The sequence below is a fragment of the Klebsiella sp. 2-CIP_Kleb. genome, from assembly GCF_050378715.1.
GTDB classification, from domain to species: domain Bacteria; phylum Pseudomonadota; class Gammaproteobacteria; order Enterobacterales; family Enterobacteriaceae; genus Klebsiella; species Klebsiella quasipneumoniae.
The window spans coordinates 284,568-309,400 of record NZ_JBNRLG010000005.1; the positions used below are offsets into that span (position 1 = coordinate 284,568).

At 62.7% G+C, this 24,833-nt stretch carries 25 protein-coding genes; 2 read left to right on the forward strand and 23 right to left on the reverse strand.

Annotation, left to right across the window (positions count from 1 at the left end):
* Nucleotides 1–18: 18 nt before the first annotated feature.
* The 9 genes from panD to thpR form a co-directional block, all read right to left on the reverse strand.
* Entirely contained in the window at nt 19–399 is a 381-nt protein-coding gene (gene panD / locus ACQUTP_RS18195) for an aspartate 1-decarboxylase (protein ID WP_004204397.1), read from the reverse strand.
* A gap of 93 nt (nt 400–492) precedes the next feature.
* Nucleotides 493–1,347 carry a pantoate--beta-alanine ligase gene (panC, locus tag ACQUTP_RS18200; RefSeq protein ID WP_004204399.1) on the reverse strand — a complete coding sequence of 285 codons (855 nt, stop codon included), beginning with the start codon at nt 1,345–1,347 and terminating at the stop codon, nt 493–495.
* Nucleotides 1,348–1,358: 11 nt separating this feature from the next.
* On the reverse strand, nt 1,359–2,150 hold the full coding sequence (panB, locus tag ACQUTP_RS18205) for a 3-methyl-2-oxobutanoate hydroxymethyltransferase (RefSeq protein ID WP_004204400.1): 792 nt from the start codon (nt 2,148–2,150) through the stop codon (nt 1,359–1,361).
* 119 nt (nt 2,151–2,269) lie between these two features.
* Entirely contained in the window at nt 2,270–2,749 is a 480-nt protein-coding gene (gene folK / locus ACQUTP_RS18210; RefSeq protein WP_285755741.1) for a 2-amino-4-hydroxy-6-hydroxymethyldihydropteridine diphosphokinase, read from the reverse strand.
* A complete protein-coding gene (gene pcnB, locus ACQUTP_RS18215) occupies nt 2,746–4,140 on the reverse strand; it encodes a polynucleotide adenylyltransferase PcnB (RefSeq protein WP_071592560.1) in 1,395 nt (464 codons plus the stop codon). The genes folK and pcnB overlap by 4 nt, the downstream gene beginning before the upstream one ends.
* 62 nt (nt 4,141–4,202) lie before the next feature.
* Complete coding sequence (gene gluQRS, locus ACQUTP_RS18220; protein WP_062914382.1) at nt 4,203–5,084, reverse strand: tRNA glutamyl-Q(34) synthetase GluQRS; 882 nt, start codon at nt 5,082–5,084, stop codon at nt 4,203–4,205.
* A 59-nt stretch (nt 5,085–5,143) separates the two neighbouring features.
* Nucleotides 5,144–5,599 (reverse strand): RNA polymerase-binding protein DksA, encoded by a 456-nt coding sequence (gene dksA, locus ACQUTP_RS18225; RefSeq protein WP_002888845.1) that lies wholly within the window; start codon nt 5,597–5,599, stop codon nt 5,144–5,146.
* A gap of 162 nt (nt 5,600–5,761) precedes the next feature.
* Entirely contained in the window at nt 5,762–6,478 is a 717-nt protein-coding gene (sfsA, locus tag ACQUTP_RS18230; RefSeq protein WP_004204404.1) for a DNA/RNA nuclease SfsA, read from the reverse strand.
* The gene (gene thpR / locus ACQUTP_RS18235) at nt 6,478–7,014 is read right to left on the reverse strand and encodes an RNA 2',3'-cyclic phosphodiesterase (protein WP_004204405.1); all 537 of its coding nucleotides are present in this window, start codon (nt 7,012–7,014) and stop codon (nt 6,478–6,480) included. The genes sfsA and thpR overlap by 1 nt, the downstream gene beginning before the upstream one ends.
* A gap of 72 nt (nt 7,015–7,086) precedes the next feature.
* Here thpR and hrpB point away from each other — a divergent pair, with 72 nt between their 5' ends.
* Complete coding sequence (hrpB, locus tag ACQUTP_RS18240) at nt 7,087–9,516, forward strand: ATP-dependent helicase HrpB (protein WP_096833522.1); 2,430 nt, start codon at nt 7,087–7,089, stop codon at nt 9,514–9,516.
* Between the two features lie 47 nt (nt 9,517–9,563).
* Here hrpB and ACQUTP_RS18245 read toward each other — a convergent pair whose 3' ends face one another.
* From ACQUTP_RS18245 to ACQUTP_RS18310, 14 genes are read right to left on the reverse strand one after another with little or no spacing between them, the layout of a single operon-like run.
* On the reverse strand, nt 9,564–10,364 hold the full coding sequence (locus tag ACQUTP_RS18245; RefSeq protein ID WP_096833521.1) for a prepilin peptidase: 801 nt from the start codon (nt 10,362–10,364) through the stop codon (nt 9,564–9,566).
* 14 nt (nt 10,365–10,378) lie between these two features.
* Nucleotides 10,379–11,107, reverse strand: a complete 729-nt coding sequence (locus ACQUTP_RS18250) for a type II secretion system protein N (protein WP_065904239.1) — start codon at nt 11,105–11,107, stop codon at nt 10,379–10,381.
* The gene (locus tag ACQUTP_RS18255; RefSeq protein WP_096833520.1) at nt 11,097–11,582 is read right to left on the reverse strand and encodes a type II secretion system protein M; all 486 of its coding nucleotides are present in this window, start codon (nt 11,580–11,582) and stop codon (nt 11,097–11,099) included. Before ACQUTP_RS18255 ends, ACQUTP_RS18250 begins: the two co-directional genes overlap by 11 nt.
* On the reverse strand, nt 11,575–12,771 hold the full coding sequence (gspL, locus tag ACQUTP_RS18260; protein WP_062914383.1) for a type II secretion system protein GspL: 1,197 nt from the start codon (nt 12,769–12,771) through the stop codon (nt 11,575–11,577). Before gspL ends, ACQUTP_RS18255 begins: the two co-directional genes overlap by 8 nt.
* Nucleotides 12,764–13,744, reverse strand: a complete 981-nt coding sequence (gene gspK / locus ACQUTP_RS18265) for a type II secretion system minor pseudopilin GspK (protein WP_096833519.1) — start codon at nt 13,742–13,744, stop codon at nt 12,764–12,766. Before gspK ends, gspL begins: the two co-directional genes overlap by 8 nt.
* The gene (gene gspJ / locus ACQUTP_RS18270) at nt 13,741–14,337 is read right to left on the reverse strand and encodes a type II secretion system minor pseudopilin GspJ (protein ID WP_048323018.1); all 597 of its coding nucleotides are present in this window, start codon (nt 14,335–14,337) and stop codon (nt 13,741–13,743) included. The genes gspK and gspJ overlap by 4 nt, the downstream gene beginning before the upstream one ends.
* Entirely contained in the window at nt 14,334–14,699 is a 366-nt protein-coding gene (gene gspI / locus ACQUTP_RS18275; protein ID WP_069734362.1) for a type II secretion system minor pseudopilin GspI, read from the reverse strand. Before gspI ends, gspJ begins: the two co-directional genes overlap by 4 nt.
* Entirely contained in the window at nt 14,696–15,211 is a 516-nt protein-coding gene (gene gspH / locus ACQUTP_RS18280; protein WP_004204416.1) for a type II secretion system minor pseudopilin GspH, read from the reverse strand. Before gspH ends, gspI begins: the two co-directional genes overlap by 4 nt.
* On the reverse strand, nt 15,211–15,633 hold the full coding sequence (gene gspG / locus ACQUTP_RS18285; RefSeq protein WP_004204417.1) for a type II secretion system major pseudopilin GspG: 423 nt from the start codon (nt 15,631–15,633) through the stop codon (nt 15,211–15,213). The genes gspH and gspG overlap by 1 nt, the downstream gene beginning before the upstream one ends.
* A 20-nt stretch (nt 15,634–15,653) precedes the next feature.
* On the reverse strand, nt 15,654–16,868 hold the full coding sequence (gene gspF, locus ACQUTP_RS18290) for a type II secretion system inner membrane protein GspF (RefSeq protein WP_285755735.1): 1,215 nt from the start codon (nt 16,866–16,868) through the stop codon (nt 15,654–15,656).
* Nucleotide 16,869: 1 nt separating this feature from the next.
* Complete coding sequence (gspE, locus tag ACQUTP_RS18295) at nt 16,870–18,363, reverse strand: type II secretion system ATPase GspE (protein ID WP_017901153.1); 1,494 nt, start codon at nt 18,361–18,363, stop codon at nt 16,870–16,872.
* Nucleotides 18,360–20,333, reverse strand: coding sequence for a GspD family T2SS secretin variant PulD (gene pulD, locus ACQUTP_RS18300; RefSeq protein ID WP_004204420.1), 1,974 nt, complete (start codon nt 20,331–20,333; stop codon nt 18,360–18,362). The genes gspE and pulD overlap by 4 nt, the downstream gene beginning before the upstream one ends.
* A gap of 9 nt (nt 20,334–20,342) precedes the next feature.
* Nucleotides 20,343–21,185, reverse strand: coding sequence for a type II secretion system protein GspC (gspC, locus tag ACQUTP_RS18305; protein WP_428902420.1), 843 nt, complete (start codon nt 21,183–21,185; stop codon nt 20,343–20,345).
* The gene (locus ACQUTP_RS18310) at nt 21,170–21,307 is read right to left on the reverse strand and encodes a hypothetical protein (RefSeq protein ID WP_032426032.1); all 138 of its coding nucleotides are present in this window, start codon (nt 21,305–21,307) and stop codon (nt 21,170–21,172) included. Before ACQUTP_RS18310 ends, gspC begins: the two co-directional genes overlap by 16 nt.
* A gap of 184 nt (nt 21,308–21,491) precedes the next feature.
* Between ACQUTP_RS18310 and pulA the strand changes: the two genes are divergently transcribed.
* Nucleotides 21,492–24,782 (forward strand): pullulanase-type alpha-1,6-glucosidase, encoded by a 3,291-nt coding sequence (pulA, locus tag ACQUTP_RS18315; protein ID WP_428902421.1) that lies wholly within the window; start codon nt 21,492–21,494, stop codon nt 24,780–24,782.
* The last annotated feature ends 51 nt before the right edge of the window (nt 24,783–24,833 follow it).

Below are 24,833 nucleotides of genomic sequence, written 5' to 3' on the forward strand. Positions count from 1 at the left end.
AGTGCGGCGCCGTGGTCATCAGGCGACCTGCACCGGAATCGCTTTTGCCTGGCGCTTCATTTCGTTGTCGCCTTCAAAGTAGGCGATGTTGGGCTGCCAGCGGCGCGCCTCTTCGTCAGACATGGTGACGAAGCTGGCGATGATCAGGATATCGCCGACGCTGGCGCAGTGCGCGGCGGCGCCGTTAACGGAGATGATTCTGGAGCCTCGCTCGGCGGCAATGGCGTAGGTGGAGAAACGGTTGCCGTTGGTGACGTTCCAGAGGTGAATGGTTTCATTCTCCAGAATACCGGCCGCATCCAGGAAGTCCTGGTCAATGGCGCAGGAACCTTCATAGTGCAGGTCAGCCTGCGTCACTTTTACGCGGTGGAGCTTGCCCTGCAGCATATTACGCATCATAACTTCTACCCTTCAACCTTAATGTAGCAGAGCGGACACGACGTCCGCCCTGAGAAAAGCCCGGGCAAGTATTGCCCGATTTTTACCCGCTGTCTACTGACCGAGCGTGACGATCTGGTTGTCGATCAGGCGGGCCTGACCGAGCCAGGCGGCCATCAGGATGACCGCGCGCTGGCTGGCGTCGGTCAGTTCAAGCAGGGTGTCGGCATCGCGGATCTGAATGTCGTCGGCGCGGAAACCTTTCTCGTTCAGCTCCTGTTCGGCGATAGCGATGATTTCGTCGAGCTGACGGTCGCCGGCGGCCAGTTTTTCCGCCACCGCGCTCAGCACTTTATACAGGCCGGGAGCGATTTTGCGCTGGTCGGCGGTCAGGTAGCCGTTACGCGAGCTTAGCGCCAGGCCATCCTTGGCGCGGACGATCGGCACGCCGATAATATCGATATCGTAGCCCATGTCGGCAACCATCTTGCGGATAAGCGCCAGCTGCTGGAAGTCTTTCTCGCCAAAGCAGGCGACGTCAGGCTGAACCAGGTTAAACAGCTTACTGACGATGGTCGATACGCCGCGGAAATGGCCCGGGCGGCTGGCGCCTTCCAGCATGGTGGACAGGCCGGGGACGTCGACATAGGTCTGGCCTTCGGTGCCCTGTGGGTAGACTTCCGCCGGCGTCGGCGCGAAGACAAAATCGACATGACGCTTGTTCAGCTTTTCACAATCATCCTGTAGGGTGCGCGGGTAGCGCGCCAGGTCATCGGCGCGGTCAAACTGCATCGGATTGACGAAAATACTGACCACCACCACGTCCGCGCTGGCTTTGGCTTCATCAACCAGCTTCATATGACCATCATGCAGGTTGCCCATCGTCGGGACCAGCGCGATACGCTTGCCTTCCTGACGCAGACGGCGGATATGCTGACGCAGCAGCAGCACGGATTCTATAATCAGCACAACAAGACTCCTTAATGGAAACTGTGTTCTTCGCCCGGATAGACCCCGGATTCGACTTCGGCAATATACTGCCGCACCGCGGCGCGGATGTCGCCCGCCTCGGCAAGGAAATTCTTGGCAAATTTCGGAATGTGGCCGCCGGTAATGCCGAAAGCGTCATGCATCACCAGGATCTGCCCATCGGTGACGTTGCCCGCGCCGATACCGATCACCGGAATGGTCAGGGCTTCGGTGATGCGTTTCGCCAGGGCGACCGGGACACACTCCAGCACCAGCAGTTGCGCGCCTGCCGCTTCCAGCGCTAACGCGTCTTCAAACAGGGTCTGCGCCGCATCGCCGCGTCCCTGCACTTTATAGCCACCGAAGACGTTCACCGACTGCGGCGTCAGGCCGAGATGGCCGCAAACCGGCACCGCGCGTTCCGCCAGCATCTTCACGGTCTCGGCCAGCCAGGCGCCGCCTTCGAGTTTGACCATATTGGCGCCAGCGCGCATCACGACGGCGGCATTTTCGAAGGCCTGCTCCGGCGTGGCGTAGGCCATAAACGGCAGATCGGCGAGCAGCAGGCTGTTCGGCGCGCCGCGGCGGACGGCGCGGGTGTGATAGGCGATATCTTCTACGGTGACCGGCAGGGTGGAGTCGTGACCCTGCACCGTCATTCCCAGCGAGTCGCCCACCAGCAGCACATTAATGCCTTCATCGGCGAACAGCTTCGCGAAGCTATGGTCGTAGGCGGTAATGGTGGCAAAGCGCTTCTTTTCCTGTTTGCATTTCTGCAGCAGGGCAATGGTGGTCGGTTTCATAACATTTCCTGATGATGAAAGTCATATTAACCGGCATTCTAACAGCAGCATTCAGAGGGGCAATGATTTTGGGCAACCGATTACGACGATCGCCGCAAATGCTAAAAAAGGAGAGGGAATTACCAGATAGCGGGCTTTGCCGCGCCGAGATCATCCAGCACGGCGCGCAGCGCCATGCCGTCAGGAAAGTGGAGGTCCGGGGCGATCTCGAACAACGGCCAGAGCATAAAGCCGCGGTTTCTCATATCGTAGTGCGGAACGGTCAGGCGCTCGCTGTTAATGACCGCATCGCCAAACAGCATAATGTCGAGATCGAGGGTGCGCGGCCCCCAGCGTTCGGCTTTGCGCACCCGACCCTGCTGCAGCTCAATGCGCTGGGTGTGATCGAGCAGCGCCTCAGGGGACAGCGTGGTTTCCAGCGCGACGGCGGCGTTGAGATAGTCTGGCTGATCCTGCGGGCCCAGCGGCGGCGTGCGGTAGAACGAAGAGACGTTCACCACGCGGCTGTGCGGAATTTCGCCCAGGGCGTGGATCGCCGCCTGCACCTGCGCCAGTGGCGAAACGAGGTTACTGCCGAGGGCGATATAGGCCAGGGTCATGCGTTACCCTGGCGTGGCGCGCGCTTGCGCGGACGGCGGTGGCGACGGCGCGGCGCCGGATCGTCCCCGAGGTCGTTGAGCATATCTTTTTGCGCCGGCGGCGCGGCGACCTGGAATTCGCCCCACCATTTGGTCAGACGCTGCAGTTCGCCGTTGTTTTCAGCGCCAGCGCGTAGCTCCAGCAGATCGTAGGCGGCGCGGAATTTCGGATGCTCCATCAGCTTCCAGGCGCGTTTGCCCTGGCGACGGGACATGCGCAGCTGCAGCTGCCAGATATCGCGGATCAGGGTGGTGATGCGCTTAGGGATCGCCAGCGTACGGCAGGCTTCGTCCAGTACGTCGTTCATCGCCAGGGCGAAGGCGTCATAGTACGCCAGACCGCTCTCCTGGGCGATTTTCTGCGCCGTCTCCAGCAGCGGATACCAGAACATCACTGCGAACAGGAAGGCCGGATTGACGCGCATGTCGTTACGAATGCGGGTATCGGTGTTCTTCAGCACCTGGTTGATGATCCGCTCCATCGGGCTATCGCCGCGCTCGGTAAAGTAGCGGGTGATGGTCGGGAACAGCGGCTGGAACAGGTTGTATTCCCGCAGCAGCAGGTAGGTCTGATAGCCATGCCCGGCCTGCAGCAGCTTGAGCACTTCTTCGAACAGGCGCGCCGGCGGCACGTCGTGGAGCAGGGCGGCCAGCCGCGGCAGCGGTTCGGCCGTTTCCGGACTGATGGTCATATCCAGCTTGGCGGCGAAGCGCACCGCGCGCAGCATGCGTACCGGATCCTCGCGATAGCGGGTTTCCGGATTGCCGATCAGGCGGATCACGCCGTCCTGCAGATCCTTCATGCCGCCGACGTAGTCGCGAACGGTAAAGTCCGCCACGCTGTAATAGAGGCTGTTGATGGTGAAGTCGCGACGCTGGGCGTCCTCTTCGATCGAGCCGAAGATATTATCACGCAGCAGCATGCCGTTCTGGCCCCGCTGGGAGGTGACGCGATCGGTAGTGTGTCCTTCGTGATGGCCACGGAAGGTAGCGACCTCAATGATTTCCGGCCCGAACATGACGTGCGCGAGGCGGAAACGGCGCCCGACCAGACGGCAGTTGCGGAACAGCTTACGCACCTGATCCGGCGTGGCGTTGGTCGTGACGTCAAAATCTTTTGGCTTTTTGCCAAGCAGCAGGTCGCGGACGCCGCCGCCGACCAGCCAGGACTCGTAGCCCGCCTTGTTGAGGCGGTACATGACCTTGAGGGCGTTTTCACTGATATCTTTGCGGGAAATAGCATGCTGCTCACGCGGGATCACCGTCATAGGCGTTGGTTCGACGGCGGCTTCTGCCTCGCGCTCCTCACGGCTTAGCACCTTACGGCAAAAATTAGCGACTCGGGTAAAAATGGTGCACCTCGTAGTGTCAGACGGACTTCAGATCAACTGTACAGTGTAAAAATAGCGGCTAATCATAGCTCAGCGGGAGCCATTTGAGAATGCTCGATTTTCGCCGGCTGCCAGTTGGCGACGGCCTGGGTGAGTAAATCATCGATGCTCAGGGCCTGCCACTCCCCGGCGATCTCCTGATTCAGAAAGCGGAGCGCCCGGACGATTTCGGGGCGCGGATCGCCTTCCGGCAGCGCCGGCGCGTGGTTTTGTTTAGAGAGCTTATTGCCGTCGGCATTGAGGGCCAGCGGCAGATGAAGGTAGTCCGGTGCCTGCCAGCCAAAATGCTGATACAGCGAAATCTGCCGCACCGTCGGCTCAATCAGATCGGCGCCGCGGACGATCTCGGTGATCCCCTGAAAGTGGTCATCGACCACCACCGCCAGGTTGTAGGCAAACAGTCCGTCGCGACGGTGGATAATAAAATCTTCTCGCGCCAGCGGCTCGTTGGCGACCAGCGTGCCGCGCAGGCGGTCGGTGAACTGCAGAACCGGACGGGTCTGGCGCAGACGCAGCGCGGCGTTTTCCGCCCCCAGCCCAAGGTCGCGGCAGTGACCATCATAGATCCCGCCTACGGCGTGGATCCGCGCGCGGGTGCAGGTGCAGTAGTAGCTCAGCCCTTGCTCGCTCAGCCAGGCCAGCGCCTCGCGGTAGGCTTCGTGCCGTTGCGACTGCCAGAGCACCTCGCCGTCCCAGTGCAGACCGTAGTGGTCGAGCTGGCGCAGGATGGTGTCGGCGGCCCCGGGGACTTCGCGCGGCGGGTCGATATCTTCAATACGAACGCGCCAGATACCCTGGTTCGCGCGGGCCTGCAGGTAGCTGCCGAGCGCGGCGATCAGAGAGCCGAAGTGGAGTTCGCCGGAGGGGGAGGGAGCAAAGCGCCCTATATAGCGTGAGTCAGTCATGGTACGGACAACAGAACCAGGCGGGAGAGACTCCCGCCAGAGAGTGAGGCAGCAGGGGATTAGCCCGCCATCTGTTTTTCGCGAATTTCCGCCAGGGTTTTGCAGTCAATGCACAGATCCGCTGTCGGACGCGCTTCCAGACGGCGAATGCCGATCTCCACGCCGCAGGATTCGCAGTAGCCGAAGTCTTCGTCTTCAACTTTTTTCAGCGTTTTCTCGATCTTTTTGATCAGTTTACGTTCGCGGTCGCGGTTACGCAGCTCCAGGCTGAACTCTTCTTCCTGGGCGGCACGGTCTACCGGGTCCGGGAAGTTAGCAGCTTCATCCTGCATGTGCGATACGGTGCGATCCACTTCATCCCTGAGTTGATTACGCCATGCTTCAAGAATACGCTTGAAGTGCGCCAGCTGGGCTTCGTTCATATACTCTTCGCCCGGTTTCTCTTGGTACGGCTCCACCCCAGCGATGGCGAGAATACTCAGGGACGATGTTTTACGGTTTTGCCCTTCTTGCATGTTGCTTCTCCTTAACACGCACTATCGATCCCCATGTGGGGGAAAATCAGGCCGCTATAAATAGCAGATGCTTTTCCGGATAGCAATTATCTAAACGTTACACTTGACAACCCTGTGAAGAAAAGCGTATTCGCGCTTGCGACCCGAACACTATTTAGCCACTTATTTACCGGGGTTTAACACCACGGCGATCGGCTTATTCAGAGTCATCCTCGTCGTAGAAAGTTCCGCTTTCCAGGCGAGAATTTCCACCCCCTTGTCGCGGGCTTCTGTTAACAGCTGTGCGTATCTGGCATCAATATGATGCGCGGGAGAGAAACGGTCAATTGCCGAATGCAGGACGGCAAATAAAATCACCGCGCGGTCGCCATTTGCCGCGACGGCCATCAGCTCCCGCAGGTGCTTCTGTCCGCGCATAGTCACCGCATCAGGAAAATAACCGTATTCTTTCTCCGCCAACGTAACCGATTTCACTTCAATATAGCAGTTTTGGCGATCATCTGCCTGTAACATAATATCGATACGGCTATTCTCTGCGCCATATTTCACTTCGCTTTTCAGCTGGTTATAGCCGGAAAGTTCAGGGATTATTCCGGCGGAAATTGCTTCTTTCGCCAGCGTATTCGCGCGCAGCGTGTTGACGCAAATAACGGCGCCCTGCTGCGTTTCAGTTAATTCCCAGGTATGGGCATATTTGCGCTTCGCATTGTCAGAAGTGGAATACCAGACGGTGTCGCCCGGGACGGCGCAGCCGGTCATGGCACCGGTATTTGGGCAGTGGAGCGTCAATTCGCGGCCATCGGGGGTCACCACGTCGGCAAGAAAACGTTTGTAACGTTTAAGCAAAATGGCGGGTTGCAACGGCGGATCAAACTGCATCAATTTTCCTTATCAAACGGATAATGTTCCAGCGCCGTGTAGCGCGTGCGCCCGCGGCTAAAGCTGGATTCATAGAGCACGAACTCGTTCACCGGAAACGTCCAGCGAAAGCCGGGCGGCGGGATCGGCACCGCCTGACGGGCATCGCGCCACAGGGTAATGTGCGGATGAAACGGCTGCGGACTCTGATAGCAGCCGCTGCGCGCCGCCTGAGCGCGCAGCATACTGGCAAGCTGCAGCAGGCCGCGCGGCGGCTGACGGGTCCCGAGCCAGACCACCCGCGAACGCAGCCACTGTCCGGCATCGTCCAGCGTCAGGGTAAAGCCCGGCTGCTGGAGGCGGCCGGCGAGGGCGGACAGCGCCCGCTGTTTTTCCGCGCTCACCTCGCCGAGAAACGCCAGCGTCAGATGAAGGTTATCCGCCGCGACGGGCCTGCCGGCATCCTCAGGGAAGTGCGTTGCCCGCCACTGAACAATCTGTTTGCGGACGGCAGGCGGCAGTTCAATCGCAAAAAACAGCCTTTTCGGCTCAGACATGATAGAGACTCGGTAATGAATTAGGGGGATGCTACAATGCGAGCCCCTGAATGTTAACCCCCGGAGCCTTTTGTGTCCTCATTGCCGGTTGCCGCCGTCCTCCCAGAACTGTTATCCGCCCTGCAGCATGCGCCGCAGGTTTTGCTCAACGCGCCGACCGGCGCCGGGAAGTCGACCTGGCTGCCGCTGCAGATCCTCGCTGAGGGTAACATCGCGGGACGCATTATCCTGCTGGAGCCGAGGCGTCTGGCGGCGCGCAATGTCGCGCAGCGGCTGGCTGAACTGCTCGGCGAAAAGCCAGGGGAGACCGTGGGTTACCGCATGCGTGCCGAAACCTGCGTCGGGCCACAGACCCGCCTGGAGGTGGTCACGGAGGGGATCCTGACGCGCATGATCCAGCGCGATCCCGAGCTGACGGGCGTGGGGCTGGTGATCCTCGATGAGTTTCATGAGCGCAGCCTGCAGGCGGATCTGGCGCTGGCTCTGCTGCTTGATGTCCAGCAGGGGTTACGTGACGATCTCAAACTGCTCATCATGTCGGCGACCCTTGATAACGATCGCCTGCAGCGTCTGCTGCCTGAGGCGCCGGTGGTGGTCTCGGAGGGGCGCGCTTATCCGGTGGAGCGTCGCTTCAGCCCGCTCTCCGCGCACCAGCGTTTTGATGAGGCGGTGGCGGTAGCGGCGGCGGAGCTCCTGCGGCATGAACAGGGATCGATGCTGCTGTTTCTGCCCGGCGTCGGCGAGATCCAGCGCGTTCTAGACCAGCTGACGGAGCGCGTGGCGGAGGATGTCATCCTCTGCCCGCTGTATGGCGCTTTGCCCCTAAGCGAGCAGCGCAAAGCGATCCTCCCGGCGCCGGCCGGGAAGCGCAAAGTGGTGCTGGCCACCAACATTGCCGAGACCAGTTTAACCATCGAGGGCATCCGCCTGGTGGTCGACACCGCCCAGGAGCGCGTTGCCCGCTTTGACCCGCGCACCGGCCTGACCCGGCTGGTGACGCAGCGCATCAGCCAGGCATCGATGACCCAGCGCGCCGGACGCGCCGGTCGTCTCTCCCCGGGGATCTGCCTGCATTTGCTCGGCAAAGAACAGGCCGAACGAGCGGCGGCGCAGAGCGAACCGGAGATCCTGCACAGCGATCTGTCGGCGCTGTTGCTGGAGCTGCTGCAGTGGGGTTGCCACGATCCGGCCGCGCTGGCCTGGCTGGATCAGCCGCCGGCGGTGAACCTGGCCGCCGCGCGCCGCCTGCTGGAGGCGCTCTCGGCGCTGGACGGCGAGCGGCTGTCGGCGTTTGGCCGCAAAATGGCCACCCTCGGCAACGAGCCCCGGCTGGCGGCGATGCTGGCCGCTGCGCAGACCGATGACGAGGTGGCGACGGCGGCCAGGCTGGCGGCGATCCTTGAGGAGCCGCCGCGCGGCGGGCTGGTGGATTTGGGCGCCGTCTTTTCCCGTCAGCAGGCCAACTGGCAGCAGCGCGCGCAGCAGCTGATGAAGCGTCTGGCCTGCCGCAGCGGCCAGCCCGACGCGGGACGAATGGCTGCGCTCCTGGCGTCGGCCTTCGCCGACCGCATCGCCCGCCGCCGCGGTCAGGAGGGACGCTATCAGCTGGCGAACGGTATGGGCGCGATGCTGGACGCCGACGACGCGCTGGGCCGCCATGAGTGGCTGATCGCTCCGCTGCTGCTGCAGGGCAGCGCCTCACCGGATGCCCGCATGCTGCTGGCTCTGCCGGTGGATATCGGCGAGCTGATCGCCGCCCGTCCCGAGCTGGCGCAGCGTTCCGACACGGTGGAGTGGGATGAAGCGCAGGGGACGCTGAAAGCCTGGCGGCGGACGGTGACGGGCCAGCTGGTGATTAAGACCCAGCCGCTGGCGAAGCCCTCTGAGGCGGAGCTGCATCAGGCGATGCTCAACGGGATTCGTGAGAAAGGCCTCGGTGTGCTCAACTGGACGCCAGAGGCCGAGCAGCTGCGGCTGCGGCTGCAGAGTGCGGCGCAATGGCTGCCGGAAGAGGCGTGGCCCGCGGTGGATGACGCTTCGCTGCTGGCCTCGCTGGAGGCATGGCTGCTGCCGCAGATGAACGGCGTTCACTCGCTGCGGGCGCTGAAGGCGCTGGATCTGCGGCAGGCGCTCCAGGACTGGCTGCCGTGGCCGCTGCGCCAGAAGCTGGATCGCGAGCTGCCGACGCACTATACCGTGCCGACCGGCAGCCGTCTGGCGATCCGTTACCATGCGGAGAACCCGCCGGCGCTGGCGGTGCGTATGCAGGAGATGTTCGGCGAGGCCACGACGCCGGTTATCGCCGAGGGGCGAGTGCCGCTGGTGCTGGAGCTGCTGTCGCCCGCTCAGCGTCCGCTGCAGATCACTCGCGATCTCAGCGCCTTCTGGCAGGGGAGCTACCGTGAGGTGCAGAAAGAGATGAAGGGACGCTATCCGAAACACGTCTGGCCGGACGATCCGGCCAACGCCGCTCCGACCCGACGCAGCAAAAAATATTCGTAGCCCCAGGCGCCGGGCGGCATTCTGCCCGGCCAGTCGAACCACTCACGCTAGACCATCTGCTGCCAGAGAAAAACGCCCCCTCCCGCCAGCGCCAGCCAGGGGCCGAAGGCCAGCGGCTGCTGCAGCGACTGCCGGGTCCACAGGCGCTGCAGCAGGGTCCACGTCAGCCCGCTGGCCGAGGCGACCAACAGCACCTGCGGCAGAGCCTGCCAGCCGCACCAGGCGCCCAGCGCCGCCAGCAGCTTAAAATCGCCATAGCCCAGAGCCTCTTTGCCGGTCAGCAGGCGGAACAGCCAATAGACCGACCACAGCGCCAGATAACCAGCCATCGCCCCGGCGACCGCGTCCGGCAGCGCAATGTACACCTCGTTAAGATTGAACAGCAGTCCGGCCCACAGCAGGGGCAGGGTCAGGCGGTCGGGCAGCAGCTGGGTCCGGGCATCAATCCGCGCCAGTATCAGCAGAAAGGAGAGCAGCACCAGGCCGCCCGCCAGCGCCAGTCCCGGTGCGAGCAGCGCCCCGGCGAGGATAAACAGCAGGCCGGTGGTCAGCTCGGTCAGCGGATAGCTCCACGAGATGCGCGCCTGACAGCAGCGGGCGCGACGGCCTAGCCAGAGGAAGCTGACCAGCGGGATATTGTCCCGCCAGGCTATCGGCTGGCGACACTGCGGACAAGATGAGCCCGGCGTGCTGAGGGTTAGCGGCTCGTCGTCCGCGGTCTGGGCCAGCATGCGCGGCAGACGGTAGATCACCACGTTGTAAAAGCTGCCCAGCGCCAGGCCGAACAGCAGCAGAAAGCCATACCAGATAAGAGGGAAATGCAGCGATAATGCGGCTAATGTCGTCATTTTTGCTCCTTTAATCACCATTTTCCCTGCAGCTGCCACGGCGTCGGGCCCGGGTCGTTTTTGGCCATCGGGCGGGTGACCAGCAGCGCCAGCAGGGGCGGTATCCCCTGCCGGGGCTGTAGCGTACCGTGAAACAGATAGCGGCCATCGGGCGACAGGGTTCCCTGGCCGCTGAGGCTCAGCTGATGAGAATCCTGGCGGATGGCCAGCGCCACGGCGCCGGTCGCCGTACAGCTTAAGGTGCCACTGACCTGGGCTAACTCCAGGCTACCGACCGGAGAGTGCAGCCTGGCCTGACGCCACTGCGCGCGTCCGGCGGTGATTTGCTGACAGCGCCCCTCGCTGAAGTGCGCTTCGGCCAGGCTGAAAGTAACCTCTCCTTCGGCGCTGACGGGCATGGTCGGCGTTAGCCAGCGACCGAGCAGGCTGGCGGGGGCGGTGAGCCGTCCCTCCTGCAGGCGCAGATCGCGGATCCCCCACAGCCGGGCCTGACCCTCCACGCCGCGGGGATCGCTGAGCGCGATCTGCCAGCCAGCCGGGGTAAGCGACCACGTCAGCCGCTCAAGTCGTTCGCCGCGCCAGGAGACTGACTGCGCCGCGCCGCGCCAGATACTGCCGCTGAGGTTGGCCACCTGTACCTCGGGCGGCAGCATCGGGACTAACAGGCGCGCCGGGGCGGTGGCGGTCAACCACAGCAGATAGAGCGCCAGCAGTAGCCCAACCGCGAACCCGTTAGCTTTCATCGTCGCGCTCCAGCAGCAGATGGTTGACCGTGACCCAGCCCGGCCGCGACGGCTGTGCGGTTACGGATAGCGAGACCGCGTTGACGCCGCGCATCGCCGGGGCGTCCAGCCAGTCCATCAGCGCCTGAAAGGCGCAGGGCTGAAGGGTGACCTGAAGACGTTTTCCCTGCGGCTGCAGACGAACGACTTCCAGCCCGTGGCTCGCCGCCTCGCGCATCACCAGCGCGGTGAGCGCCTCTTTTGCCGCCAGCGCGGGCTGCTGGCTGAGCTGCTGCAGGCGCGGACCCTGCTGCGTCATCCAGCGCAGGCTGGCCTGTTCTTTCACCAGGGTTTGCCGCCACTGCGCCTCGCGGGCTCGCCAGGGCTGCCACAGCCCGTACCAGAGGGCGCACACCACCAGCAGTCCCGCGAGTCCGAGCAGCAGGCGCTGCTCCGACGGCGTGCGCTGCCGCCACCAGATAAACAGATTAGCCATCGTTTTCCTCCAGCGTCAGTTGTCCTTCAATGCCATCCGGTTTCGTGCTCATGTCGCCTGGCCGGACGCGAAACCGCGGCTGCGCCCGCTGGGTGAACTGCTCCAGCGCCCGGGAAGAGGCCGCGGCGATATCCAGCTGCAGACGGTTGGCCGCGGCATCCCAGCTCAGCGCCCGCAGGCGGATCCCCGGCGTTTCGCTGATGATGTTCTGCAACGCGCTGAGGCGGTCGACGAGGGGGGCATGCTGCGCCTGACGGGCGAGGGTTTGCAGATGCTGCTGCATCTGCAGTCGCGGGTTAATCACCTTTTTCTCCGTAGGAAACCAGCGATGATAGTAGGCCCGGCTGGCCTGCTGGGCCGCCTCGGCCTGGCGCGCCAGATCGCGATGATCCAGTACGCTGTTCACCGCCGCCAGCAGCGCCAGGGCCAGCGCGGCATACCGCGCCGGACGCCAGCTCCCCTGCGCAGGCTGCCGACGGCGGATGGCAAACTCTCCCTGCAGCAGGCTGAGCTTCTGCGCCGCCGGATGATTTGCGGCGAGGGAGAGCAGCGTCTGCGCAGGCTGCGCGCGCCACGCTCCCGGCGCCGCGGGCGGCGGCGAATAGCTGTCGATGACGTGCTCTTCCGCCTCGCCCTGCAGCAGCTCCGCCAGCCAGGAGCTTTCCGCCGCCATGCCGCTCCATGGCTGGTGGCGGATCAGCCACTGCTCGTCCACCTGCACCGCGCTCCACGCCGGCGGTTGCCAGGGCAGGGCCAGCACATCGGGCGTCAACGCCAGGGGGCGTAGGGAGAGCGACTCGCAGCGCGCCAGCCAGTCGCGCATTTTTTGCCGCTGCACGGCGACGATCTCGCACTGGGCCTGCTGGCGGTGGAGCAGGGCAAAATGGGTGGCTTCCACATCGTCGGCCAGCTGCTCTTCCAACAGGAACGGGGCCACCTGCAGCGGCGGTTTACGCAGGCCCGCCGGCAGGCTGAGGGGGTGAAACGCGCAGTCGCTGGCCGGGATCAGCACCCAGGCTGGATAATGCGCCGCCAGCGCCGGGAAAGGGCTGGCGTCGTCAGCCGGCCACCGGCCGCGGGCTTCGTGATGCGGATCGCCGGGGGCGAAGAGTTGCCAGTGCAGCGGCGCCTGCCCGGGGGCGAAGCGCACGATCAGCATGGCCTGGGGGGAAGCGTTAAACTTATTCATCAACCACCATAGAAAGTCCGTATCGCCGCTGGACGACGGTAAAGGCGCGCCCCTCCTGTTGCAGGACGCTTTGCAGCTGAAAGCGAAGGTTGCCGGTCACCACGGTGAAGGCGGCGATAAAGCGTGTGCTGCGCACCGTCAGCCAGGGGCGGGCGAGCGTGGTATCGGTTTTCTGCAGCGTAGGCTGCGCGAGAAACGCGGCGACGCTGCTCCATCCGGTTCGCGGGCGGTTGTGCAACAGCTGTTGCGCCTCCTGCAGCGTCAGATCGCCGGGAAAGAGGGCCACCAGCAGGGCGGCCTGGGAGGGCCGCAGGGTGTTTACATTGACCTGCAGCGCGTCATCCGGCTGGACGCAGACGAAGGGGAGCAGGCGCTGATAGAGCGCGGCGTCCATACCGGCCAGCAGGCGCAGCTCGCTGACGTCCTGCATCGGCTGGTTGGCGGCGAGATAGCCCGGGGTTTGCGCCATATAAACCTCGTCCTCCGCCCCGTTCAGTCGTGGCTGGCCGTCGCTGTCCGTCCAGTCGCCGAGGGCGGCGGCGATCTGGCTGGCGCGCAGCGGTGATTCACCGAGCAGCGCCAGCAGCCGGACGAAGACGTCGGTCGGGTAGGGCGTTTCGCCGCTGGTCTCATCCGCGCGATGGTTGATGGCATTGAGGTTAAAGCAGGCGTGCCCGTCGCGGATCGTGGCGAGGATTTCGCCATCGTCGAGGGTAAAGCGGCGTCCCTCCTGCGCCCAGGTTTGCGCCAGGTTCGTTTGACTGGGCGAGTCCAGCGCGTCGCGTTGCAGCAGCGCGGCGGCCATGTTTTCCGCCGCCAGGGCGTACCATCTGGCCTGCAGATTATCGAGGGTCACGGCGGTGTGTTGATACATGACCGAGGTGCGTTCGGTCATGGCGCTGGCGAGGATCATCATCAGGGCGAGGATGAACAGCACCATCAGGAGCGCGACGCCGCGTTGCCGATTTTTCACTGGCCGCCCCCCGGGGTAAGTAAAAACAGGCGGGTTATCTCCCCGCTGTTCGCCAGGGTCAGGGTGATCTCTAGCCCCTGCGGCAGCGTCTGAGGGCGGTCCCAGGTCTCCTGCCAGCGCCCGTCGGCATAAAACCGCAGGCGAAACGCCGTCACCTCGCGCAGCAGCACCCGGACCGTCGGCTGGCTGCCGGTCAGCGGATCCTGCTGATCGAAGCTCAGCCGTTCAAGCTGCTGCTGGCGCAGGCGGTAGCTGACGTTCTGGATCTCCGAGCGCGGGAGGATCCCCAGCGGATTCGGCCAGCCGCTGCGGCTGAAGGCCAGCCCCCAGTCATCGCTCTGCAACTGAAAACGTCCGGCAAAGAAAAGCGTGTCGCTGTTTCTGGCGCGACGGGGAATGATGTGCGTGACATCGTCGGCTATCTGGCGAAAAGCGCGCTGGAGGGCGGCGATCTGCTGGCTCTTCTCGCGGGTGAGGCCATCGGCGCGGATGACGTTCTGCAGCACCATCACGGCGGCGGCGCTGAGGACGGCGAGGATAGCCAGCGCCAGCAGCGTTTCAATCAGGGTGAAACCGCGCATTTTCGTTATCATGGCGGCGTCACCCAGGTGCGCAGAGTCGCCAGCGGCGCGGGATCGCTTTTTTGCCGCCGGACCTCCACGTCCAGCGCCCGCAGCTGCGGCAGCGCGGTTTCCACCCCCTGCCAGCGGACGAACCAGCGCGTCCCGGCGGCCTCCACGGTGGTTTCAGACCAGCTGAGGGCAGGCCAGCGTTTCTCCAGCCGCAGCTGCACCAGCTGATTATCCGCCAGCCAGCTGGCGAGGACTTTCTCTTCCATACGCCCGAGCTGCCGCGTCTGCTGCAGGGTGGATTGCATCACCGCCAGGCCGGCGAGGGCGAAAATCACCAGCGCGACCATCACTTCGATAAGCGTCATTCCGCTCTCGCGTTTCATGGCTGCTCCCGCGCCGCCAGCGGCTGACTGTCGCCCTGGGCGTCGATGTTGATGCCCGTCGCGGCGTCAATCCGCAGCTGAAACGGGGTGACTTCGCCGCCGGGAAAGATGATCACGTCGGGCTGCTCGCCCGGCGTCCACGCCTGGCCGTTGGGAAAGCGCAGCGTCAGCCTGGCCCGCGGGAGGGTTTCCGCCGTGGTGGCGCGCCCGGCCTGCAGCGGCAGCCACTGCGCGTTGCCCCAGCGGTCGTCAGCCGCCGCCGGGGCGCCTTCGTCGGCAGGCTGCAGGCGCATAAACTGCCAGCGGTCAGGGTGGATAACGATCCCGAAGAGCTGGCCGGTTTGCTGCCCGCGCTCGCGGACAAAATCCAGCTGCGCCTGAAAGCGCGCCAGGATCTGCGTGGCCTCCTGGGTGCGGGCGGAGGGAAACGCCAGCAGCACCATGCTGGCGCTGACGCCGATCAGCAGCAGGACCAGCATCATTTCCAGGAGGGTGAAACCGCGCTGAGACACTATTTCTTCCCGAGGGTCCAGTTGCCGATGTCGTCATTGGTGTCGGGCATCCCGTCCGGGCCGACGCTGAAGACGTCGATGGCACCATGCTGACCGGGGCTTAACAGCTGATACTCATTTCCCCATGGGTCCTGCGGCAGGCGGCGGATATAGCCGCCTTCCGGGTAGTTGCGGGCATGCGGCTCGACGGCCGGGGCGGTCACCAGCGCCTGCAGACCCTGTTCGGTATTCGGGTAGCGGCTGTTGTCCAGCTTATACATGTCCAGCGCCCCCTCGAGCGCCACCAGATCGCTGACCACCTTCTGGCGGTCCGCTTTCTCCTTGTTGCCCATCAGGTTAGGTACCACCAGGCTGGCGAGGATGCCGAGAATGACGATCACCACCATAATTTCCAGTAACGTGAAGCCGCGTTGCCGTTGCATAGTTTTCTCCATTAATACAGTCACATACTCATAAGGGTATTCAGTTGCAGGATCGGCTGCAGGATGGCCAGCACGATAAACAGCACCATGCCGGCCATGGTGACCACCAGCAGGGGTTCAAACAGGCTGAGGGACATCTGGATCTGCGCGCTCAGTTCCCGGTCCTGGTTCTCCGCCGCGCGCTCCAGCATGGCGGTCAGCTCACCGCTCTGTTCGCCGCTGGCGATCATGTAGCGCATCATCGGCGGAAACAGCGCCGTGGCCTCCAGCGCGCGATGCAGGCTGACGCCTTCGCGCACCGACTCGCTGGCGGTCTCCAGCTGGCTGCACGCCCAGGCATTGCTGAGAACGCCCGCGCTGATGCGCATCGACAGCAGCAGCGGCACCGCGCTGGCGTTGAGAATGCTTAAGGTGCGGGCGTAGCGCGCGCTGTTGACGCTGCGCGTCACGCGGCCGATGACCGGCAGGCGCAGCAGCGCCCGGTCCCAGGCGAGCCGCCGGGCAGGCTGGCGCAGCAGATAGCGCAGCCCCAGCAGCGCCAGTAACGACAGCAGCACCAGCCAGGGGCCCGCGCTGCGCATCATGTCGCTCAGGCTCATCAGCAGCCGGGTAGAGAAGGGCAGGGCCTGTTTAAGATGGACAAACTGCTCGACGACTTTCGGCACCACGGTGGAGAGCAGAATGGCGATCACGCTGATGGCGACCAGCGTCAGCACGATGGGGTAGATCATCGCCTGCAGCAGGCGGGCGCGAAGCTGCTGGCGCTGCTCGGTATAGTCCGCCAGCCGATTCAGCACGCCGTCGAGATGGCCGGAGGTTTCGCCAGCCGCCACCATGGCGCAGAACAGGCCGTCGAAGCAGGCGGGATAGCCGCGCATCGCCTCCGCCAGCGAATGGCCTTCGAGCACTTTGCTCCGCACCCCGGCCATTAACGTTCTCAGCGGCGCCTTTTCGCACTGCTGGGCGACGGCATCGAGCGCTTTCTCCAGCGGAATGCCGGCGGCGACCAGGGTGGCCAGCTGGCGAGTGAGCAGGGCTAAATCACCGGCGCTGGTGCGCCGGGTAAGGAGCCCGCCGCGCCACAGCCGGCTCGCCGGGTCGGCGGCGGCCACTTCCAGCGCCAGCCAGCCTTTGTCCCGCAGCAGCTGGCGGGCGTGGCGGGCGGAGTCGGCTTGTTGAACGCCGCGGCGGGTTTTGCCCTGCGCGTCCAGCGCCTGATAGCGAAACAGGGCCATCTCAGACGCTGTCCGCCGTTTGCTGTTCGGTGACCCGCATCACCTCCTCCCAGCTGGTGATCCCCGCCAGCGCTTTATCGCGCCCGGCATGGCGCAGGGTCTGCCAGGCCGGCCCCAGCTGCTGGATCAGGGTGATCTCATTTTCGCCGCGGTGGATGGCGGCGCGGACGCGGTCGTCGATCGGCAGCAGCTCGTGAATGCCGGTGCGTCCGCGATAGCCGGTGAAATTACACCGGGCGCAGCCTTTTGGCCGCCACAGCGGCGTGCCGGTCGGGACCGCCATCTGCCGGGCGGTGTCGGCATCCGCCTGCGTGGGCTGACGGCAGTGCGGGCACAGTTGGCGCACCAGCCGCTGCGACATCACCGCCAGCAGCGACGTGGAGAGTAAAAAAGGCTCCACGCCCATATCCTGCAGACGGGAAATAGCGCCCAGCGCGCTGTTGGTGTGAAGAGTCGACAGCACCAGGTGGCCGGTGAGCGAGGCCTGAACGGCGATCTGCGCGGTTTCGCCATCGCGGATTTCGCCCACCAGCACCACGTCCGGATCCTGGCGCAGGATGGCGCGCAGGCCGCGGGCGAAGGTCATCTCGACTTTGGCGTTGACCTGAGTCTGGCCGATGCCCTCCAGCTCATACTCCACCGGATCTTCAATGGTCATGATGTTGCGCTCCCGGGCGTCGAGGCGGCTGAGGGCGGCGTAGAGCGTCGTGCTTTTCCCGGATCCGGTCGGCCCGGTGACCAGAATGATGCCGTGTGGCCGGGCGATCAGCGCGTCGACCTGGTCGAGCAGGGCGGGGGGCATGCCCAGCGTCAGCAGATCCAGGTTGACGCTGTTTTTATCCAGCAGGCGCAGCACCACGCGTTCCCCATGGCTGGAGGGCAGGGTGGAGACGCGCACGTCTATCGCCCGCCCGCCGATGCGCAGCGCCATGCGGCCATCCTGGGGAACCCGTTTTTCCGCAATGTCCAGGCTCGCCATCACCTTGATACGCGAAATTAACAGCGCGGCCAGCCGCCGCTGCGGGCGGAGAATTTCCCGCAGCACGCCGTCGACGCGAAAGCGGATCTGCAGATGGCGCTCATAGGTTTCGATATGGATATCGGAGGCTTTCTCTTTGATAGCCTCGGTGAGCATGGCGTTGATCAGACGGATAATCGGTGCATCGTCCTCGCTGTCGAGCAGATCGTCGGTATCCGGCAGCTCTTCGGCGAGGGTATAGAGGTCAAGCTCATTGCCGATGTCGGCCATCATCCGGTGCGCTTCCGCCGAGTCGCGCTGATAGCTGAGCACCAGCGCTTTCTCGAACGCGTCCGGCGCCAGACGGCTGACGCTCATCGGCCCGTCCGCCAGGCGGCGCGCTTCCAGCAGCGCCCGGGCGGCGGTGTCCGCGCGGCACAGCGCTTCGCAGCGTTCGCCGTCGCTGAGCAGCACCAGATGGTGCGCGCGGGCCCAGGCGAAGGGCAGCAGCGGACGGCGTTCGGCGGCTGGCGTCATAGGCGGCCTCCGAGGTTAAAAGCGTCAATGGCGGCGCTGACCTGGCGGAAGGCCTGGGTCTCCTGCTGCGGGTAGATGTGCAACAGATCGTTGCTGAGCGATGCTTCGCTGCTCTCTTTGCCCCGCTGTTTGGTTTGCGCATCGTTGAAGGCGGTGTACTGGCCGGAAGAGGCCTGGCGGTACTCATCGCGGTCGCGAATAATGGTCGGGCGGATAAACAGCATTAGGTTGCGCTTCGACACTTTCTTGCTGTCGGAGCGGAACAGCGCGCCGATCACCGGGATGTCGCCGAGCAGCGGCACTTTGTCGGCGGTATCGGTGACGCTTTTATCCAGCAGCCCGCCAACCACCACCGTTTCGCCGCTGCCGACCAGCACGGCGTTATTCACCGTCCGGGTATTAAAGGTCGCTCCGAGATCGCTGCTGGTGCTGGAGGCCGAATCGGCGACGCTCGATACTTCCTGCTCAATCTCCAGCAGCACGGCATCGCCTTCGTTAATCTGTGGCTTCACCTTCAGCTTAATGCCCACGGTTTTGCGCTCGACGGTATTAAAGATGTTGTCGCCGGAGGTGGTTTGCGAGCCGGTTAACACCGGGACTTCCTGGCCGACGTTGAAGGTGGCTTGCATATTGTCGAGAGTGACGATGCTGGGGGTGGCCAGAATATCGTTCTTGGTACTGCTGGAGAGGGCGGTCAGCAGCATCGCCCAGTTCCCCTGATAGAAACCGGCGGCGATACCGTTAAACGAGCCGAGGGCGCTGGCCAGCGAGCTGCTGATGGTGCCGTCTTTGTTGTACTGGTTGGCGCCGGCGATGACGCTGGATATCGGCAAACCGCTGTTGGTGAACTGGGTCATGCCGGCGTTTTTATTGGCCCACTGGATACCGAGATTGAGGCCGTCGGCATCCTGCACTTCGGCGATAATCGCCTCCACCAGCACCTGCGGGCGGCGGATATCCAGCTGGGCGATCACTCGCTCCAGATCGTTCATCACGTCCGGCGCGGCGGTGACGATCAGGGCGTTGGTCTGGCCGTGGGCTTTGATAATGATATTTTTATCGATCGCGGCCACCGGTTTGGCGCTTTGCTTATCGTTCTGCAACGAGCTGCTGATCCCGGTCAGGACCTCCACCAGATCGGCGGCTTTGGCGTACTTCAGGTAGATCACTTTGGTGTTGCCCTGCACCGCCTGCTGGCGGTCGAGCTGTTTGATCATGGCGATAATGCGCTGGCGCGAGTTTGGCTCGCCGCTCACCAGCACCGAGTTGGTACGCTCATCGGCCACCACGTTCGCCACCATCGATCCCGGCAGCGCCGATTTGCTGGTGTCTTTATTGAGTTCGGTAACCAGTTTGACCACCTCCGCGGCGGAGGCCCAGGAGAGAGGCACGGTCACCACGCTGCGATCCCCGGCGTTGTCGACGCGTTCGACAATAGTCAGCAGGCGTTTGATCACCGCCGCGCGGCCGGTCATCAGCAGGACGTTGGAGGGTTCATAATGGACCACGCTGCCGGCGCCAGCGTTATCGTTCAGCTGGCGGAGCAGCGGCGCGAGATCGCGGGCGGCGACGTTGGTCAGGGGCACCACCCGGGTGACGACCTCATCGCCTTCGCCCGGCGCGGCCTCGCTGGCGACCGGAACGGCCGAGGTCTTGGCGTCTTTAGCGCGGACCACCTTCAGCACGCCGTTATTCATATTAATCACGGCGAAGCCGTATACATCCAGCACGCTGAGGAAGAATTGATAATATTGCTCTTCATTGAGCATATCGTAACTGCGCACGGTGATAGTACCGCGTACGCTGGGATCGATAATCACCGTTTTATTCAGGTTTTTGCTGACGGTATTGATAAATTCCTGGATATCGGTGCCTTTAAAACTGGCGGAAAATTCCTCCGCGGCGGCCGGGGAAAATAGCAGCGGGGTTAATATCAGCAGCGCAGGCAGCATTTTTCGCAGGCGTTTCATGGTTGGCAATTATTCATCCCCCAGGGCGAAAGCAATATCGTGTCGTTGGCCTTCCCGCTCAACGGTTAGCGTTATTTCGGTCATGTCGGCCAAATTCTGCAGCGCCTGTTGCGCTTGTTCCTGATCGCGTAAATCGATGCCATTTAAGGCAATCGCCAAATCATTTGCCTGTAGGCCGGCCTGGCGAAACAGCGAGGGGTCTTTGCCAGGATTAAGTCGATAGCCCTGCAGTTTGTCGCCGCTGAGTACCGGCGAAATCGTTAAATACGTGAGGATATTTTGCGGCTGCTCGCGGAGTCGCTTCATCAGGGGCGGACGGGGCGCGGCGGCGGGCGATGACGACGGCGCGCGGGTATCGTTAAATAATAAAATGGCCTCCTGGCGCCCCTGATAGTTGACGATGATCCGGTCTGGCAGGATGGCAGCGATCTGCGCATCGTACCCCGGGGTGGTATCGCCGACGCTAAGGCTAACCTGCTGATTTTCCTTTTCAATAATCGCGATGGATCGCGCCGGGTTGCTGCTGGCGAGCAGCCCGGCCAGACGTAGCTTCAAGCTGGAAACCGGCACCTGATTGAGGCTGGTGGCCGCCGCTGGCGCGGGGGGGTTTTTAGCCGCCAGGCCAAACAGGGTAAATGCGGGCCGCACGTTTTTTAATTCCGGATCTGCCGCCGGAGGCATGGTTAACGGTAGGGCGGAAATATCCTCAGGACTCACAGGGAATACCACCCGCCAGGTTAATTTCGCCAGCTGCGGAATGGCGGTTATTAATATGATGAGCGTCACAATTTGGGGTAATAATTTAATTATCCCTTTATTTATATTTGTTAACCGCATCACAGAAACTGGCATTTTAATTCCTTTGCTAATTTATTTTTCTGCACGCTGGCGTAATACCCTACCGAAACAGGTAGGTGATTATTGGCTTTTGAATGAATTATTGCCGGAGAGTGGCGATAAGCGTGGCGAATCATAATCAGTTTGCGGTTTGCGGTCGTCATTCCCTTTATTCATTTACTCCCCCGGCTTCCTACGCCCCCCTCTCATTTGTGGGGGATGATTGCGCCTGGGAAAGCAAAAATATCTAATTAGCGCGCTGTAAAGATATTCATCCTTTCTTACCTTTTATAATTTAATAAGCATATTAGGGACTATCGAATGCTCAGATATACCTGTCATGCCCTATTTATTGGATCGTTAGTATTATTGAGTGGCTGTGATAACAGCTCTTCCTCCTCTTCCTCTGGCTCACCTGGCGACCCAGGTAATCCCGGCACGCCCGACCCGCAGGATGTCGTCGTCCGTTTACCGGACGTTGCCGTCCCTGGCGAAGCGGTACAGGCCTCTGCCAACCAGGCTGTCATTCATCTCGTCGATATCGCCGGCATCACCAGCAGCACGCCGGCGGACTATGCCAGCAAAAACCTCTATCTGTGGAATAACGAAACCTGCGATGCGCTGAGCGCGCCGGTGGCGGACTGGAATGATGTCAGCACCACGCCGACCGGCAGCGACAAATATGGCCCTTACTGGGTGATCCCGTTGACCAAAGAGAGCGGATGTATCAACGTTATCGTCCGCGATGGCACCAATAAGCTTATCGACAGCGACCTGCGCGTCTCTTTCAGCGATTTCACCGATCGGACGGTATCGGTCATCGCCGGCAACAGCGCGGTCTATGACTCCCGCGCCGACGCCTTCCGCGCCGCCTTTGGCGTGGCGCTGGCCGATGCGCACTGGGTCGATAAGACCACTCTGCTGTGGCCGGGCGGGGAAAATAAACCCATTGTGCGCCTCTATTACAGCCACAGCAGTAAGGTGGCTGCCGACAGTAACGGCGAATTTACCGATAAATATGTCAAGCTGACCCCCACCACCGTCAGCCAGCAGGTGAGCATGCGCTTCCCGCATCTCGCTAGCTATCCTGCCTTTAAGCTGCCGGATGACGTCAACGTCGATGAATTGCTGCAGGGCGAGACGGTGGCGATATCCGCCGAAAGCGACGGGATCCTGAGCTCCGCCACCCAGGTGCAGACCGCCGGCGTACTGGACGATACCTATGCCGCCGCCGCCGAGGCGCTGAGCTATGGCGCCCAGCTAACCGATAGCGGCGTGACCTTCCGCGTCTGGGCGCCCACGGCGCAGCAGGTCGAGCTGGTGATCTATAGCGCGGACAAGAAAGTGATAGCCAGTCACCCGATGACCCGCGACAGCGCCTCCGGCGCCTGGTCCTGGCAGGGCGGGAGCGACCTGAAAGGCGCGTTCTACCGCTACGCGATGACGGTCTACCACCCGCAGTCGCGTAAAGTCGAGCAGTACGAAGTGACCGATCCCTACGCCCACAGTTTGTCGACCAACTCGGAGTACAGCCAGGTGGTCGATCTGAACGACAGCGCGCTGAAGCCGGAAGGCTGGGACGGGCTGACGATGCCGCACGCGCAGAAAACCAAAGCCGACCTGGCGAAAATGACGATCCACGAATCGCATATTCGCGATCTCTCCGCCTGGGATCAAACCGTTCCTGCGGAGCTGCGCGGTAAGTATCTGGCGCTCACCGCCCAGGAGAGCAATATGGTCCAGCATCTGAAACAGCTGTCGGCCTCAGGCGTGACCCATATTGAGCTGCTGCCGGTCTTCGATCTGGCGACGGTCAATGAGTTCAGCGACAAAGTCGCCGATATTCAGCAGCCGTTCAGTCGCCTGTGCGAGGTCAACAGCGCGGTGAAAAGCAGCGAGTTCGCGGGCTATTGCGACAGCGGTTCGACGGTTGAAGAGGTGCTGACTCAGCTGAAGCAGAACGACAGCAAGGATAACCCGCAGGTGCAGGCGTTGAATACGCTGGTGGCGCAGACCGACTCCTATAACTGGGGCTACGATCCGTTCCACTACACGGTACCGGAAGGATCCTACGCCACCGATCCGGAAGGCACGGCGCGCATTAAAGAGTTCCGCACCATGATTCAGGCGATCAAGCAGGATCAGGGAATGAACGTCATTATGGACGTGGTGTACAACCACACCAACGCCGCCGGCCCGACCGACCGCACTTCGGTACTGGATAAGATCGTCCCCTGGTACTATCAGCGTCTGAACGAAACCACCGGCAGCGTGGAATCGGCTACCTGTTGCTCCGACTCGGCGCCAGAGCACCGGATGTTCGCCAAGCTTATCGCCGATTCACTGGCGGTATGGACCACCGATTATAAGATCGATGGCTTCCGCTTCGACCTGATGGGCTACCACCCGAAAGCGCAGATCCTCTCGGCCTGGGAACGCATTAAAGCGCTGAACCCGGATATCTACTTCTTTGGCGAAGGCTGGGATTCCAACCAGAGCGATCGCTTTGAAATTGCCTCGCAAATCAATCTCAAAGGCACCGGGATCGGCACGTTTTCCGATCGTCTGCGCGACGCCGTGCGCGGCGGCGGGCCGTTCGACTCCGGTGATGCATTGCGCCAGAACCAGGGCGTGGGCAGCGGGGCCGGCGTTCTGCCGAATGAGCTGACCACCCTGACCGACGATCAGGCGCGTCACCTCGCCGATCTGACCCGTCTCGGCATGGCCGGTAACCTTGCGGACTTCGTGCTGATCGACAAAGACGGCGCGGTGAAGAGAGGCAGCGAGATTGACTATAACGGCGCGCCAGGCGGCTACGCGGCTGATCCGACGGAAGTCGTGAACTATGTGTCAAAACACGATAACCAGACGCTGTGGGACATGATCAGCTATAAAGCCGCTCAGGAGGCAGATCTCGATACCCGCATCCGGATGCAGGCGGTGTCGCTGGCGACGGTGATGCTCGGCCAGGGGATCGCCTTTGACCAGCAGGGCTCAGAGCTGCTGCGCTCTAAATCCTTTACCCGCGACTCGTATGATTCCGGCGACTGGTTTAACCGCGTGGACTACTCCCTGCAGGACAACAACTACAACGTCGGTATGCCGCGCAGCAGCGATGATGGCAGCAACTATGACATCATCGCCCGCGTGAAGGACTGGGTGGCCACCCCGGGCGAAGCCGAGCTCAAGCAGATGACCGCGTTTTATCAGGAGCTGACCGCGCTGCGTAAATCGTCGCCGCTGTTTACCCTCGGCGACGGCGCGACGGTGATGCAGCGCGTGGACTTCCGCAATACCGGCGCCGATCAGCAGACTGGTCTGCTGGTGATGACCATCGATGACGGGATCCAGGCTGGCGCCAGCCTGGACAGCCGCGTCGACGGCATCGTGGTGGCGATCAACGCTGCCCCGGAAAGCCGGACGCTGCAGGATTTCGCCGGCACATCGCTCCAGCTGAGCGCTATTCAGCAGGCGGCGGGCGACCGGTCGCTGGCCAGCGGCGTGCAGGTTGCCGCTGACGGCTCGGTCACGCTGCCGGCCTGGTCGGTTGCCGTCCTCGAATTGCCGCAGGGCGAATCGCAGGGCGCCGGCCTGCCGGTGAGCAGTAAATAAGGTGACGTGGGGCGCCCGTAAGGGCGCCTTCTCGTTATCATGAGGGAACAG